This window comes from Streptomyces pristinaespiralis (genome assembly GCF_001278075.1).
Classification (GTDB): domain Bacteria; phylum Actinomycetota; class Actinomycetes; order Streptomycetales; family Streptomycetaceae; genus Streptomyces; species Streptomyces pristinaespiralis.
Genome location: NZ_CP011340.1, coordinates 5,290,251 through 5,305,508, shown reverse-complemented (window position 1 = coordinate 5,305,508; position 15,258 = coordinate 5,290,251). Strand labels below are relative to the sequence as shown.

11 protein-coding genes are annotated in these 15,258 nt (G+C 71.6%); 5 read left to right on the top strand and 6 right to left on the bottom strand.

The window, feature by feature from the left end; translation table 11 throughout:
* Positions 1-29 precede the first annotated feature (29 nt).
* From SPRI_RS22605 to SPRI_RS22595, 3 genes are all read right to left on the bottom strand, one after another.
* Positions 30-1,559: a bifunctional glycosyltransferase/class I SAM-dependent methyltransferase gene (locus SPRI_RS22605; RefSeq protein ID WP_053557243.1), complete on the bottom strand. Its 1,530-nt coding sequence runs from the start codon at positions 1,557-1,559 to the stop codon at positions 30-32.
* 30 nt (positions 1,560-1,589) lie between these two features.
* On the bottom strand, positions 1,590-2,846 hold the full coding sequence (locus SPRI_RS22600; protein ID WP_005316877.1) for a glycosyltransferase family 39 protein: 1,257 nt from the start codon (positions 2,844-2,846) through the stop codon (positions 1,590-1,592).
* Positions 2,847-3,148: 302 nt separating this feature from the next.
* Positions 3,149-3,766 (bottom strand): TetR/AcrR family transcriptional regulator, encoded by a 618-nt coding sequence (locus SPRI_RS22595; protein ID WP_005316876.1) that lies wholly within the window; start codon positions 3,764-3,766, stop codon positions 3,149-3,151.
* Between the two features lie 148 nt (positions 3,767-3,914).
* On the opposite strand from SPRI_RS22595, the gene SPRI_RS22590 reads away from it, so the two are divergent.
* Genes SPRI_RS22590 through SPRI_RS22580 form a run of 3 tightly spaced genes read left to right on the top strand, consistent with a single transcriptional unit; the run spans position 3,915 to position 6,696 of the window.
* Positions 3,915-4,856, top strand: coding sequence for an ABC transporter permease (locus SPRI_RS22590; RefSeq protein ID WP_037776727.1), 942 nt, complete (start codon positions 3,915-3,917; stop codon positions 4,854-4,856).
* On the top strand, positions 4,849-5,685 hold the full coding sequence (locus tag SPRI_RS22585) for an ABC transporter ATP-binding protein (protein WP_005316872.1): 837 nt from the start codon (positions 4,849-4,851) through the stop codon (positions 5,683-5,685). Before SPRI_RS22590 ends, SPRI_RS22585 begins: the two co-directional genes overlap by 8 nt.
* A gap of 39 nt (positions 5,686-5,724) precedes the next feature.
* Entirely contained in the window at positions 5,725-6,696 is a 972-nt protein-coding gene (locus tag SPRI_RS22580; RefSeq protein WP_005316870.1) for a serine/threonine-protein kinase, read from the top strand.
* A gap of 55 nt (positions 6,697-6,751) precedes the next feature.
* Here SPRI_RS22580 and SPRI_RS22575 read toward each other — a convergent pair whose 3' ends face one another.
* Positions 6,752-11,686, bottom strand: a complete 4,935-nt coding sequence (locus tag SPRI_RS22575; protein ID WP_005316868.1) for an NAD-glutamate dehydrogenase — start codon at positions 11,684-11,686, stop codon at positions 6,752-6,754.
* Positions 11,687-12,057: 371 nt separating this feature from the next.
* Here SPRI_RS22575 and SPRI_RS22570 point away from each other — a divergent pair, with 371 nt between their 5' ends.
* A complete protein-coding gene (locus SPRI_RS22570; protein ID WP_005316866.1) occupies positions 12,058-12,624 on the top strand; it encodes a DJ-1/PfpI family protein in 567 nt (188 codons plus the stop codon).
* Between the two features lie 14 nt (positions 12,625-12,638).
* On the opposite strand, the gene SPRI_RS22565 is transcribed toward SPRI_RS22570, so the two are convergent.
* Together SPRI_RS22565 and SPRI_RS22560 are read right to left on the bottom strand one after the other, a co-directional pair.
* Entirely contained in the window at positions 12,639-13,310 is a 672-nt protein-coding gene (locus SPRI_RS22565; RefSeq protein WP_005316865.1) for an HAD family hydrolase, read from the bottom strand.
* Between the two features lie 174 nt (positions 13,311-13,484).
* Positions 13,485-13,991 (bottom strand): DUF6912 family protein, encoded by a 507-nt coding sequence (locus SPRI_RS22560; RefSeq protein ID WP_005316863.1) that lies wholly within the window; start codon positions 13,989-13,991, stop codon positions 13,485-13,487.
* Between the two features lie 289 nt (positions 13,992-14,280).
* Here SPRI_RS22560 and SPRI_RS22555 point away from each other — a divergent pair, with 289 nt between their 5' ends.
* Positions 14,281-14,691 carry an Rv3235 family protein gene (locus SPRI_RS22555; protein WP_050791550.1) on the top strand — a complete coding sequence of 137 codons (411 nt, stop codon included), beginning with the start codon at positions 14,281-14,283 and terminating at the stop codon, positions 14,689-14,691.
* The last annotated feature ends 567 nt before the right edge of the window (positions 14,692-15,258 follow it).

The window sequence follows — 15,258 nt, the reverse complement described above, 5'->3', positions numbered from 1 at the left end:
TCCTCCTGGGCGGCGGTCGGAGCCCGGCGTCAGGTGCCGGCGCCCACCCGGCCGGCGACTTCGGCGGGGACGTACTGACGGTTGAGGATGTCCTGGACATCGACGTGCTCCCCGGCGACGATCGTCTGCGCCGCGTGCGGGGTGAGCACGGCGACGTACTGGTAGGCGAAGAGTGTCGGACGCACACGGGTCATCAGCCGGGAGATCCCGCCCAGGGTCCGGGCGGCGGCGCCGCCCCCGAGCACGGACCAGAAGGGCGCGCCGGTCGCGGTGATCCGCAGTTGGTCGAAGCCGGCGGCCCGCACGGTGCGGCGCAGGCTGCTGCGGGTGAAGAACCGCAGGTGGGTCTCGTCCAGGATGCCGCGCCGGTCGTAGCCGAAGGCGCCGAAGGCGACCCGGAGCCGTGAGTACCAGTGGCTGAAGTTGGGCACGGACAGCAGCATCCGGCCCCCGGGACGCAGCACCTCGCGCAGCTCCCGCAGCACGTGCTCGGGCCGGGACAGGTGCTCGATGACGTCCCCGGCGACCACGTAGTCGTAGTCGGCGCCGACCTGCGGCGGCAGGCCCTCCTCCAGGTCGGCGAGGAGGAATTCGGAGCAGCGGTCCCGCACCCCGGGCACCTCGACGAAGTCCAGTCCGGTCACGGTGTGGCCGAGGTTCTCGAGGCGCTCGGCGAACAGGCCGCCGGAGCAGCCGACGTCGAGGACCCGGCCGGGCGGCAGCCCGCGCATGATCTTCAGGATCGCGGAGTGCGAGGACCCGTCACCCTCCTTGAAGGCGTAGTCGACGGGCTTGGGGATCCAGGGGCAGGTGCCGAAGCCCTTGAGTGCGAGCCGGTACTCGAGGACGTCCTTGACGACGTCCTTGGCGTAGCGCAGGCCGTTGACGTAGCAGATCTCGTCGCCGTAGTAAGTGGGGACCGGGATCTCCTTGATCCGCATCCCGGCGTCGAGCAGTTGGACGATGATCTGGGTGTCGAAGTCGAAGGCGTCGGTGTTCCGGTCGATCGGCAGCCTGCGCAGCGCCGCAACGCTGTACGCGCGGTAGCCGGAGTGGAACTCGGTGAGCCGTGAGCCGAGCAGACCGTTCTCGAAGCGGGTGAGGACGCGGTTGCCGAGCCACTTGTAGAACGGCATGCCGCCCTTGAGCGCACTGCCGGAGCGCATCATCCGGGAGCCGAACACCGCCTCGCACTCGCCGCGTTCGATGGGCGCGACCATCTCGGGCAGCAGTTCGGGGGCGTACTGGCCGTCACCGTGCAGCAGCACCACGATGTCCAGGCCCCGTTCGGCGGCGAGGGCGTAGCCCGCCTTCTGGTTGCCGCCGTAGCCGAGGTTCTTGGTGTGCCGCATGACGACGGTCGGCGGCATGCCGTCCAGCTGCGACCAGCGGCAGCCCGCGGTGAACGTCCCGTCGCTGCTCGCGTCGTCGAGGATCAGGATCTCGGCGATGCGGGACCGGAATTCCTTGGGGATGCGGTCGAGCGTCTTCTCCAGCGTGGATTCCGCGTTGTAGGCGACGACGAGGATGCCGATCCGCGGGCTGGGGATTTCCTTCACTGGGGCTTCTCTACTCTCCGTTGGCGCGGGTCATCGGTGCGGTCGGTCGACGGGTGGGGCGGGCGTGGCGGGCCGGTCGGTGCGCTGGGCGACGAGGGGTACGTGCTCTCCCGGGAGGGGTGCGGGCGGCTCGGTGAGCGCCCGGCGCACGCCGCTCGCGATCCCGGCGGCCAGCAACAGCCATCCCGCCTCGGCCAGATGCAGCGCCCAGTCGTTCCAGCGGACGGCGCTCGCGCCCGAGTAGACGATGACGGTGACGACGCCGACGACGAGCCCGTAGCCGAGGCCCTCCCACAGTCCGAAGAGGCAGAGGCCCACGACGGGCCAGGCGAGGTACTGCACGGCGGAGCCGGTGCTGAGCAGGAGCAGCAGCGTCAGGGAGAGCGCGACGGCGTACGCGGCGGCCGTGGGGCGCACCCAGGCGAGCCACGCTCCCGCGGCCATGCACAGCAGCACGAACAGAAGGCGGAAGTCGCTGTGCAGCGCCTCGACGAACGAGTCGGACGCGCCCGCCAGATCGGCGAAGCGCACGAGGCCCCACAGCCTCCACCGTCCGCCCTCGTACTCGAGGACCTTCTCGCGCAGCGGGACGGGCACGGCCGCCAGCGCGGGCCCCCACAGGACCAGCATCACGGCCACGAGGCCCGCGCAGAACCGGACGGCGGCCGGACGGCCGGCCCGCACCGCTGCCACGATCAGTGCGGGGATCGCGACGACCGGGACGAGTTTGACGCTCACGGCCAGCGCGGCGGCGACGCCGGCGGCGAGCGGGGCACGGCGGTCGACGAGCAGGAAGGCCGCCAGGAGCATGAACATGATGGCGACGGAGTCGGTGTTGCCGTGATACCCGGAGGTGGCGAAGAGGACGGGGCTGAGGGCACATCCGATCGCGCACACCGTGGCGGTTCCGAGGGTGCGGCGGCGGCGCAGGATCTCGAGGACGAGAAGGGCGGAGACGACGTCGGCGAGGCAGGCCGGCGCGCGGATCAGACTGCCGAACGGAATTCCCAGATTCTCCAGTTCATGGAATCCGGCGAGCATCCAGCTCGTGAGCGGCGGATGGTTGTAGACGGGCAGGCGCGGCATCGGGTGTTCGTAGATGCGGACCGGACCGACCTGGGCGATCGCGGTGGCGAAGGCGTCGAAGAAGCGGACGTCCGCCGGTCCGCGCTTCGTGGCCGCGAGAATCATCTTGGCGACGAGAGCGAGCGCGCAGACACCGATGACGAGGAACCTTGCTCCTCGCACATCGAGCGTCGTCGGTCTCGTTCGCGTTCGCAGGTCCATGGCCGCCGAACGTAGCAATCCGGAACGTCAACATCTCGCACCGATAAACACACTTAAATGCCGGGGAGTTCACTGCGCTGCGATCTTCGGCGTGATCCCGGCACGTGAATCACCCGTACGGCGGGTCGGGCGATCTCCTCGGGCATCGGGCCGATGACGGCGACCGCCGCACCGGCGTCCCCCAGGCCCTGTCGCGCGAGCGGGCGCCGGCACTCGGCGAGGTACGCCTCCTCGTCGCGGAGTCGCCACCGCGCACCGTCCGGGCCGTCCGGATGAGCCGTCGGCCCGGCGCCCGCAGCCGCTCAGGCCCGCAGCGCCGCCACCGCTCCCCGTGCCACCTCGTCGAGGTAGCCGTCCGGCAGGTCGCCCCGCACCACCACCAGCCGCCAGTACAGCGGCCCGACGATCACGTCGAGCGCCCGGTCCGGGTCCGCCGACTCCGCGAGTTCGCCGCGCGCCACCGCGTCCCGGACGATCAGCGCGGCCACGCCCCGCTGACCGTCCAGGAGCGCCGCCTTGATCGCGTCCGCGATCTCGGGGTTGCGCGCGGCCTCCACCAGCAGGTCGGGGATGACCTGCGAGGCCACGGGGTGGCGCAGCGCGTGCGCGGCGACCTCCAGCAGGGCCCGCACGTCCCCGTACAGGGAGCCCGTGGCCGGTGCCGGCAGGCCCTGTGCGGCGAAGGCCGAGACGAGGTCCAGCACCAGGGACAGCTTGGACTTCCAGCGCCGGTAGACGGCGGTCTTCCCGACGCCCGCCCGCCGGGCGATGCCCTCGATCGACATCCGGGCGAAGCCGACGGCTGCCAGTTCGTCGAAGACGGCGGCCCGGATGGCGTCGGTCACGTCCTCCCGGAGCACGGCGGCTCCTGCGGGGGCGCGTCGCGGGCTTCTGGGGTCGGTCGTCATGCCCAGGAGCATACGCGGCGACGACGAAACGGTTGCGTTCCGACGTCACACCGTCCTACTGTGCCCGTAGCGACGATACGGTCCCGTTCCATCGATGTCTCGAGGCGGTCCTGACCGCGCCCCGCCCCTGCACGCGCTTCGAAAGCGAGCCCGCGTGACCATCGCCAGCCCCACCGCGCCCCCGTCGGACCCGGCACGGACGGCCCCCGACAGCCCGGCCGCTCCCACCGCACCCACCGACCTCGCCGCGCTCGCCGCACGCCACGGGCTGACCGTCAGCGGCGCCCGGCCCACCCTCCCCGCGTACGTCCGGCAGCTCTGGTCGCGGCGTCACTTCATCACCGCGTTCGCGACCGCCAAACTCACCGCCCAGTACAGCCAGGCCCGCCTCGGGCAGCTGTGGCAGCTGATGACCCCGCTGCTCAACGCCGCCGTCTACTACCTGATCTTCGGCGTGCTGCTCGGCACCGCCCACCATGTCCCCGACTTCGTGCCGTTCCTGGTCACGGGCGTGTTCATCTGGACCTTCACCGCCAACACGATCACGGCCGGCACCCGCGCGATCTCCGGGAACATCGGCCTGGTCAGGGCCCTGCACTTCCCGCGCGCCGCGCTGCCCGTCGCGCTCGCCCTGCAACAGCTCCAGCAACTGCTGTTCTCGCTCGGCGCGCTCCTCGTGATCCTCGTCGGCTTCGGCCAGCTCCCCACGGCCTCCTGGCTGCTCGCGGTCCCCGCGCTGCTGCTCCAGGCCGTCTTCAGCACCGGCCTGTCCATGGCCATGGCCCGCGTCGCCGCCCGCACCCCCGACATCTCCCAACTGGTGCCGTTCCTGTTGCGCACCTGGATGTACGCGTCGGGCGTGATGTGGTCGGTCGACAAGGTGGTCGGCGATCGGGACCTGCCGCACCTGGTGGCTCTCGCGCTGCAGTACAACCCGGCCGCGCTCTACATCGACCTGGTGCGCTTCTCGTTCATCGACTCGTTCACCGCGGACCGGCTGCCGCCGCACGTCTGGGCCGCGGCCCTGGCGTGGGCCGTGCTCTGCGGGGCCGGCGGATTCCTGTACTTCTGGAAGGCTGAGGAGCACTACGGCCGTGGCTGAGAACGCGAACCGTCCGACCGGGGAACCCACCCCCACCGTGGTCGTCGACGGCGTCCACATCACCTACCGCGTCAACGGCCCGCGCACCGGCCGGGGAAGCGCCACCTCCGCCCTCAGCCGGATCGTCTCCCGCGGGTCGCAGCCCGGTGTACGCGAGGTGCACGCCGTCAAGGGCGTCAGCTTCGCCGCGTACCGTGGCGAGGCGATCGGCCTGATCGGCTCCAACGGCTCGGGCAAGTCCACGCTGCTCAAGGCCGTCGCCGGCCTCCTGCCGACCGCGAAGGGCAAGGTCTACACGGCGGGGCAGCCGTCCCTCCTCGGGGTCAACGCCGCGCTGATGTCCGACCTGACCGGCGAGCGCAACATCATCCTCGGCGGCCTCGCCATGGGCATGACCCGCGACCAGATCCGCGACCGCTACGACGACATCGTCGACTTCTCCGGCATCAACGAGAAGGGCGACTTCGTCTCGCTGCCGATGCGGACGTACTCCTCCGGCATGGGCGCCAGGCTGCGCTTCTCGATCGCCGCCGCCAAGAGCCACGACGTACTGCTCATCGACGAGGCGCTGTCCACCGGCGACGCCCGCTTCCGGCGCCGCAGCCGGCAGCGCATCGAGGAGCTGCGGCAGCAGGCCGGCACGGTCTTCCTGGTCAGCCACAGCAACTCGACCATCACCGAGAGCTGCGACCGCGCGCTCTGGCTGGAAGCGGGAGTCCTGCGCATGGACGGCCCGGCGAAGGAAGTCGTCACGGCGTACGAGGAGTTCACCGCGGCCGGTAACAAGGGCGGCGCCGGGACCGGGCCCGGGAAGCGGCCCGCGCGGTAGGCTCCCTGCCGGTGCCGGACAGCCGAGGGGGCGGTTGGTATGGGCGGTCGAGGGCCGCAGCCGCTGCGGGACGACGACCCGCGCGAGATCGCCGGATACGCGCTCCGGGCACGGATCGGTGAGGGCGGCATGGGAACCGTCTTCCTCACCCGCGGCCGCGACGGCGCGTCACTTCCCGTCGCCCTCAAGCTCATCCGCCGCGAGCACGCCCGGAGCGAGAAGTTCCGCAGACGCTTCGCCCGCGAGGTCGAGGCCGCACGCCGGGTGAGCGGCCCGCATCTGGTCCAGGTCGTCGACCACGACGCGGAGGCGGACCTGCCGTGGCTCGCCACCCGTTACGTCCCCGGCCTGCCGCTCGGCGACGCCCTCGCCGGCCACGGGCCACTGCCGCCGGAGTGCGTCCTCGGGCTGACGGCCGGCGCGGCACGCGCGCTGGACGCCGTGCACACCGCGGGCTTCGTCCACCGCGACGTGAAGCCGGGGAACCTGCTGCTGTCCGCGGAAGGGCCGTGGCTCCTCGACTTCGGCATCGCACGCGCCGCGGACGGCACCTCCGTCCTCACCACCGTCGGGCGGATGGTCGGCACGCCGAAGTACATGTCCCCCGAACACGCGCTGGGCCGGCAGGTCACACCCGCCTCCGACGTGTTCACGCTGGGCCTCGTCGCCGCGGAGGCGGCCACCGGGCGCCACCCTTACGGCGAGGGCGGCGGCCTGGTCGTCGCCACCCGCATCGCCGGCACCGACCGCGACCCTCCCGACCTCTCCGCCCATCCGCCCGCGCTCCGCCGGCTCCTGGCCGCGACGCTGACGGCGCGCCCGGAGGACCGTCCGACGGCTGCGGAGGTGGCACAACTGTGCGGCGCAGGTACCGACTTCGCCGCGGCCGGCTGGCTCCCGAAGCGCGTCGCCTCGGCGGTGACGGCCATCGCCCGCGCGTCGGCCAAGGTGTCCCCCGACGCCCGCGACCCGCGGACCGGCTGGCTGCACCGCCTGCGCGGCGACGCCTGACACACACACGGACCCGGCCGCCCCCGAGGGGCGACCGGGTCCGTTCGGAGTGGCGTCAGCTGTGGGTACGCAGCAGCTGCCGCATCGTCCGCATCGCCACCGACAGGTTCGCCAGGTCGAACGTGTCCGAGCTCTGGATCTCCTCCAGCGTCGTCCGCGCCCTGCCCAGGATCGCCGCGTTCTTCTGCTCCCAGGCCTTGAAGCGCTCCTCCGGGGTGGAGGTCCCGTTGCCCACCGACAGCACGACGGCGGTGAGCGCGGCGTGTGCCGCGTACAGGTCCTCACGGATGGAGGCTCGGGCCATGGACTGCCAGCGGTCGGCCCGCGGCAGTTCGATGATCCGGTCCATCAGCTGGGTGATGGCGAGCCGGTCGGCGAGGTCGTAGTACACCTCGGCGACCGCCAGCGGTTCCTGACCGGTGCGGTCCGAGATCGCCACGATGTCGAGCGTCGGGAAGGCGGAAGAGAAGCCGGCCACCCGCAGCGCGAGGAACTCGGGAACGCCCTCCCCCGTGAGCTCGTCGAGGATGCCCTGGTACCAGTCCAGGTCCGCGCCCCGCAGCATCTTCGGCAGCTCTGTCCACACCTGTTCGACGCGCTCGGCGAAGAACTCGATCGTCCCGGCCAGCTCCAGCGGCTGCGGCCGGTTGCCCAGCAGCCACCGCGTACCGCGCTCGACGAGGCGGCGCGAGTGCAGCCGGATCCGGGTCTGGACGTCCGCCGCGACCTGGTTGTCCAGTGCCTCGACCGCGTCCCACACGGCGCTGAGCCCGAAGATCTCCCGGGCCGCGGTCTGCGCCCGCACGATCTCCTCGATCGACGCGCCGGTCTCCTCGCGCAGCCGGTGCAGGAACGTCGAACCACCGGTGTTGACCGTGTCGTTGACGAGCACCGTCGTCACGATCTCGCGGCGCAGCGCGTGCGCGTCGATCGCCTCACCGAACTGCTCCTGCAGCGGCTTGGGGAAGTAGGCGTGCAGCAGCCGCCTCAGGTACGGGTCGTCCGGCAGGTCCGTCCCGATCAGCTCGTCCGCCACCGTGATCTTCGTGTAGGCGAGGAGGACGGCCAGCTCGGGCTGGCTCAGTCCCTTGCCCGCGGCCAGCAGTTCACGGATCTGGCGGTCGTTGGGCAGGAACTCCAGCGCCCGGTCCAGGCGTCCGTCACGGCCGAGGCGGCGCATGAACCGCTGGTGGGCGTGGAGCAGGGACGGTGACTGGGTGACCGCGTTGGCGAGCGCGGTGTTCTGCGCGTAGTTGTTGCGCAGCACCAGCGCGCCGACCTCGTCGGTCATCTGCGCCAGCAGCTGGTTGCGCTGCTTGACGGTCATGTCGCCGTCCGCGACCAGGCCGTTGAGCAGGATCTTGATGTTGACCTCGTGGTCGGAGGTGTCGACGCCGGCGCTGTTGTCGATGGCGTCGGTGTTGATCTTTCCGCCGTTGCGGTCGAACTCGATCCGGCCGAGCTGGGTCAGACCCAGGTTGCCGCCCTCGCCGACGACCCGGACCCGCAGGTCCTCGCCGTTGACGCGGATGGCGTCGTTGGCCTTGTCGCCGACGTCGGCGTTCGACTCGGTGGAGGCCTTGACGTAGGTGCCGATGCCGCCGTTCCACAGCAGGTCGACCGGAGCCTTGAGGATGGCCTGCATCAGCTCCGCCGGCGTCAGCTTCGCGATGCCGGGACCGATGCCGAGGGCCTCGCGCATCGCCGCGTTGACCGGGATCGACTTGGCCGTGCGCGGGTGGATGCCGCCGCCCTGGGACAGCAGTTCCTTGTTGTAGTCGGCCCAGGAGGAACGGGGCAGCTCGAAGAGCCGGCGGCGCTCGGCGTACGAGAGGGCCGCGTCCGGGTTCGGGTCGATGAAGATGTGGCGGTGGTCGAACGCCGCGACCAGCCGGATGTGCTCGCTGAGCAGCATGCCGTTGCCGAACACGTCGCCGGACATGTCTCCGACGCCCACGACCGTGAAGTCCTCGGTCTGGGTGTCGTGGCCGAGCTCGCGGAAGTGCCGCTTGACCGACTCCCAGGCGCCGCGGGCGGTGATGCCCATGCCCTTGTGGTCGTATCCGGCGGAGCCGCCGGACGCGAAGGCGTCACCGAGCCAGAAGTTGTACGCGACCGCGACCTCGTTGGCGATGTCGGAGAAGGACGCGGTGCCCTTGTCGGCGGCGACGACGAGGTACGTGTCGTCCTCGTCGTGCCGGACCACCTGGGCCGGCGGGACGACCTCGCCCGCGACCAGGTTGTCGGTGATGTCGAGCAGCGCCGAGATGAAGATCCGGTAGCAGGCGATGCCCTCGGCCAGCCAGGCGTCACGGTTGACCGACGGGTCGGGCAGCTGCTTGGCGACGAAGCCGCCCTTGGCGCCGACCGGCACGATCACGGTGTTCTTCACCATCTGCGCCTTGACCAGGCCGAGGATCTCCGTACGGAAGTCCTCACGCCGGTCGGACCAGCGCAGACCGCCCCGGGCGACCTTGCCGAAGCGCAGGTGGACACCCTCGACCCGCGGCGAGTACACCCAGATCTCGAACGCGGGGCGCGGCGCGGGCAGGTCCGGGATGGCCTGCGGGTCGAACTTCATCGACACATAGCCGTGCGGGGCGCCGCCTGCCGCCTCCTGGAAGAAGTTGGTGCGCAGGGTGGCCTTGATGACGGTGAGGAAGGCCCGCAGGATGCGGTCCTCGTCGAGGCTGGCCACCTGGTCGAGCGCGCCGTCGAGCTCCTCGAGCAGCCCGTCGATCAGTTCGGTGCCGGCCCGCTGGCGGTCCGGCGACATCCGCGCCTCGAAGAGCGAGACCAGCAGCCGGGTGGTGTGGACGTTGTTGCGGAGGGTGTCCTCCATGTAGTCCTGGCTGAAGGTCGAACCGGCCTGGCGCAGGTACTTCGCGTACGCGCGCAGCACCATGGCCTCGCGCCAGTTGAGGCCCGCGCCGAGCACCAGCGCGTTGAAGCCGTCGTTCTCGGCCTCGCCCGTCCACACGGCGGCGAAGGCGTCCTGGAAGCGCTCGCGGGCGTCGTCGGCGAGGTAGTCGCCGTTCGCGCCCGTCTTCGGCATGCGCAGCCCGAAGTCGTAGATCCAGGCGTGCGTCCGGTCGGCGCAGCGCAGCTCGTACGGGCGCTCGTCGACGACCTCGCAGCCGAGGCGCTGCAGCACGGGCAGCACCGCGGACAGGGAGACCTGCTCGCCGGTCCGGTAGATCTTGAAGCGCCGCTCGCCGGGGCCCGCCCCGACCGGCTCGTACAGGGACAGCGCGAAGTCCTTGCCGGACTCGGCGAGCTCCTCCATGCGGACCAGGTCGGCCACGGCGGAGCGCGGCGAGTGGTCGGCCTTGTAGCCCTCCTGGAAGGCGCCGGCGTAGCGGCGCAGCAGCTCGGCGGCGCGTTCCTCGCCGAACTCGGCGTTCAGCGCCTCGCCGAAGCCGTCGGCCCAGGAGCGCGCGGCCTCGACCAGCCGCGCCTCGATGCGCTCGGTGTCCGCGTCGGTGAGGTGCGGCAGCTCGGTGCCGGCGGGCACGCGCACCACGAAGTGGATACGGGAGAGGATCGACTCGGTGTTCCAGGCGGTGAAGTCGACGCTGGTACCGCCGAGTTCCTCCTTGAGGATCTCGATCAGGCGCAGCCGCACACCGGTGGTGTAGCGGTCGCGCGGCAGGTAGACCAGCGCGGAGTAGTAGCGCCCGTACTCGTCCTGCCGCAGGTACAGCCGCAGCCGGCGGCGCTCCTGGAGGTAGAGGACGCTGGTGACGATCGCACGCAACTGGTCGGCGGGCGTCTGGAAGAGCTCGTCACGCGGGTAGGTCTCGAGGATCTGCAGCAGGTCGCGGCCGTCGTGGCTGTTGGGCGAGAAGCCCGCGCCCTGGAGGACCTCCGCGACCTTGCGGCGCACGACGGGCACGCGGCGCACCGACTCGGTGTACGCGGCGGAGGAGAACAGGCCGAGGAAGCGGCGCTCCCCGACGACGTTGCCTTCGGCGTCGAACTTCTTGACGCCGACGTAGTCCAGGTAGCTGGGGCGGTGCACGGTGGCGCGGCTGTTGGCCTTCGTCAGCACGAGCAGCTTGTGCTCACGGGCCTTGGCGCGGGCGTCGGCCGGCAGCCGGCTGAAGGACGGGCTGACCGGGTGGGCCTCGTCCTCGTGGTGCGGCGGGTCGGAGCGCAGGATGCCGAGGCCGGTGCCGGGGACGGCGGCCAGCGCGTCGGAGTCGGTGAGCTCGTACTCCCGGTAGCCGAGGAAGGTGAAGTGGTCGGAGGCGAGCCAGCGCAGCAGCTCACGGGCCTCCTCGACCTCCTGCTCCGGCAGGTCGTCGGCCTTGGGCTCGTCGGGCAGCTGCTCGGCGATCCGCAGCGCGGCGTCGCGCATCTTCTCCCAGTCCTCGACGGCCTCCCGGACGTCGGACAGGACACGCAGCAGATCGGCGGTGATCTGCTTCAGGTCGGCGCGGTCGGTCTCGCGGTCGATCTCGACGTGGATCCAGGACTCGACGAGGGCGTCGTGCGGGAGGTCCTTGGCGTGCGTGTCCGAGGGCAGGACCTCGATCAGCTTGCCGGTCACATCACGGCGGGCGACGACCTGCGGGTGGATCACGACATGGATGCCGCGGCCCTGGCGGGAGAGCTCGTTGGTGACGGAGTCGACGAGGAAGGGCATGTCGTCGGTGACGACTTCCACGACGGAGTGGCTGCAGGTCCAGCCGTTCTCCTCCACGGTCGGCGTGTGGACGCGGACGTTCGCGGTGCCCTGCGGGCGGTTTTCCGCCAGCCGGTAGTGGGAAAGTGCCGCTCCGAAGACGTCGACCGGGTCGCGGCCGGTGAGGTCCTCCGGAGCTGTGTGCAGGTAGTAGCGCTGGAGGTACGTGAGCAGGGTGTCCTGGTCAGGACGCTTCCCCTGCTCTGTCCCAGTCGGAAGGTGCCCCCCGGCCGGGCTGTTCTCAGCTACCCGGGCGGCCCGTGCGAGCAGCTCGGCCTTGGCTTCGTCCAGCTTGGTCTGCATGTCCTCTGGCTCCTGTCGCGCGCCGTTGCGTGACGTAGGTGAAAGATGCGACGGATCGCCGCGTCCCGGGGTGTCCGGTCGCAGTCGACGGTATGCCGCGATGAGAGTCGTCCGAGCCGGTATCGGCCATTTCTGTCTGACGGAGACAGTCCGGACGGGAGGGGTCAGCGATCGCCCGGACGCGGTGGCGGTCCGGGCGCAGGCCGGGGGCTTCGCTGCCCCCACGGCATATCGCGCTGATCACGCCCCCAGGCTATCTCCCCGCACCCCCGCCCCGTCATGAGCCGTATGTGTACAAAAGCGGGGTCCGAAGTTTGACAGTCTGGACAGCGACACAGGCCCTCTTGGCAACCAATCAACCGGGAGCAGCCATGACCACGAAGATCCTCATCGTCACCGGGGACGCCGCAGAGTCCCTGGAGGTCCTCTACCCGTACCAGCGGCTGCTGGAGGAGGGGTACGAGGTGCACATCGCGGCCCCCGCCCGCAAGAAGCTGCAGTTCGTCGTGCACGACTTCGAGCCGGGCTTCGACACCTACACCGAGAAGCCGGGCTACACCTGGCAGGCCGACCTGGCGTTCTCCGAGGTCGAGCCCGGGGCGTACGCCGCCATCGTGATTCCCGGCGGCCGCGCGCCCGAGTACCTGCGCAACGACCCCGAGCTCCGCAAGATCCTCAAGGCGTTCTTCGACTCCGACAAGCCGGTGGCCCAGATCTGCCACGGCCCGCTGCTGACCGCGGCGACCGGCGGCCTGGAGGGACGCCGGGTCACCTCGTACCCGGCGCTCGAACTGGACATGCAGGCGGCCGGGGCGTCGTTCCAGGACGTGGCGGCGGTCGTGGACGGGTCGCTGGTCTCCTCGCGTGCCTGGCCGGACCATCCGGTGTGGATGCGGGAGTTCCTCAAGGTGCTGCGGGCGACGGCGCCGGTGACGTAGCGCCTCGTGGCCGGTCAGCCGGCCACGAGCTCCTCCGCCACCTCGACCGCCTCCTCGAGCGAGTCGACCACCGGCACCCCGACCCGCTCCAGACTGGCGCGGCTGTGCGATCCGCCGGTGTACAGCACGGCCTTCGCGCCGACGTGGGCCGCCGCGACGGCGTCGTCCGCGGCGTCACCGATGACGACGACGTGCTCGGCGCGCACGCCGGCGAGCTGCGCCAGGTGCCGCACCATGTGCTCGGCCTTGCCGGCGGTCGACGCGCCGATCCGGCCGTCGACGCGCACGAAGCGCTCCTCGATGCCGTGCCGGCGCACGATCGGCACCAGATGTTCGTGCGGGGCGAGGGACAGCAGCGACTGCGTCAGACCGGCACTCTGACGGCGGACGAGCAGCTCGGCGGCGCCCGCGGCGAGCCCGCATGTCTCCGCGCGGGTCCAGTAGTGCTTGTGGAAGGCCGCGTCCATCACGAGCCATTCGTCGTTCGTCGGTAGCCGTCCCATGAGCCGCTCGTAGAAGCGGGGGACGGGCACGCAGTACAGCTCCCGGTACCGCTCGAGCGTGATCTGCTCGAGCCCCAGCTCCGCGAAGGCGGCGTTCGTGGCCGCGATGACCGCGCCGATGTCGTCGAGCAGTGTGCCGTTCCAGTCCCAGACCAGATGCGCCTGCGTCCCCTGCTTGCCCATGGCGAAAACCGTACAGGCCGGGTGCGACAGGCAGGCGCACGACCGGTCGCCGGGTAGGGCAGCCTGGCGCGTGGCGGTCGCCGGTGCGAGGGGCCGGCAGGCTGCCGGTCACCGATACGAAGGCCTGCGCGCGCCGGTCGCCGGTCGCCGGGTGCGACAGCCTGGCGCGGCCGGTCAGCCGACGATGTTGGGGATCTCCTGCACGCCGAACCAGAGCAGCTCGTGGTCCTCCGCCCCGTCGACGGTGAACTGCGCGTCGTCGTCACCGTGGTCGGCCGCGCCGAGCGCCGCGACCGCGGCCGAGACGTCGTCCACCGCGTCGTCGGCGTCCACATGGACGGCTGCCGCCTTGGACATCGGCACGGCCGCGGCGATCCGCACCTCGCCGAGCGCACCAACATCGAGGACCTGGTCGGGATCGGCGACGGCGGCCTGGTCCGGCACGTCGACGGCCACGACCACCCGACGCCGGGCCGCGTCCGGGGCGCCGGCCATCATCCGCAGGGACGCGGCGGCGGCGCGGCTGAGCGCCGCGTACTCCAGTTCCTCGATGTCGTCGGAGACGTACCACTCGCGCAGTCCGGGCGTGACGGCGTAGGCGGTCAGCGGACCGGGGCCCAGTTCGCCCGCCTTGTGCGCCGCTGCGAGACCGGGGAGGGTCAGGGGGACGTACACGCGCATGACAGGCCGCTTTCGTAGTCGGTGATCGCCCTGGTGATCGCCCTCAGGATACGTGCGGCGTACCCCTTCGGGGTGCGCTCGGGGGCCGTCCCGCCGTCCACCCGGTACCCCCTCGAAGGCCCGTGCGGCCCGGCGTTGCGGCACCTCGTCACCCTGATAGGTGAAGTTCGCGGCCACCGCTGTGGGCGCTTTCGCCGCTTTGCGGCAAAGGTGCGCACGCCATAGAAGTGCCCCGTCGAAGCTACCTCCCGGTACTCAGCCCGGGACCAGCACATCGGGGGCGATCCGTATGGACAGGACCAGGCCCGCAGGCCGTCACGACCAGCGCAGGCCCGCCGCCCACGCGGCGGCGGCACTGACCCGGGCACGCGGCAGGATGCACAAACCGCACTACTGGTTCGCCGACCGCCTGCTCGCGGTACTGAGCGGCCGGCGCCCGGTGCACTGGATGCTCGGGCACACGATCGGCGAGGCCTACGAACAGTTGGTCCGGCTCGCGCCGGAGACGCCGTTGCTTCCGGCGGACCGGGCCACACCGGTCGTCCGCCACTGCGGCGAGTTCCACCCGGGACCGGGCGTGATCGAGGCCTTCGCCCGCATCGGCTCGGGCGACCGGGTCAGCGCGATGGCGTTCCGCCTGGAACAGGGCCGGGACCTGCGCTGGCGCTGCGCGGCGATCGAGGTCGCCGTGGACCGGTGACGGCGCCGTGGGCCGGTGCCCCGCATGCGTCGGAGGCGGGGCGGGGCATGGCCCGTTTCCCGGGGCGCGCCGAGCAGGCCGGCCGCTCGGAGCCCACCGAGTCGGCGGCCGGCCGCCCGGGCGCCCTGGACGCCATCGCCTGCCAGCGGCCTTCCGGCAGCGCGGAGGGCTTCTACCGGCCGTGGGCCCCCAAGGCCCGCTCGAGGCGCTCAGGGGGCTCTCAGACGGCCTCCAGCGCCCGCTCTGGACGGCGTAGTCCGTGACCCCGGCCCGGCCCGCTCAAAGCCCGCGGCGACCTGCGAGCAACGGACGCGGCCGGCCGGGCTTGGCGCTTCCGGCCCGGCGGCAGCCCCTCCACGGTCACTTGAAGGCCGTGCGGCGCGTGAGCCGCCGGGGCCAAGCTGACTGACCGAGCGCACGGGGCTGCGACCCAGCGTTCGGCGCCGACTGATCCCCGGCCTGGCCGGGGGCCCCTACGCCGACCCAGCGCCCAGAGGCGGCCGGGCGGGGCATCGGTGCCCCGGAACCAGCCCACGCAGCCCGTACGACTTGACCCGGACCGGGCCG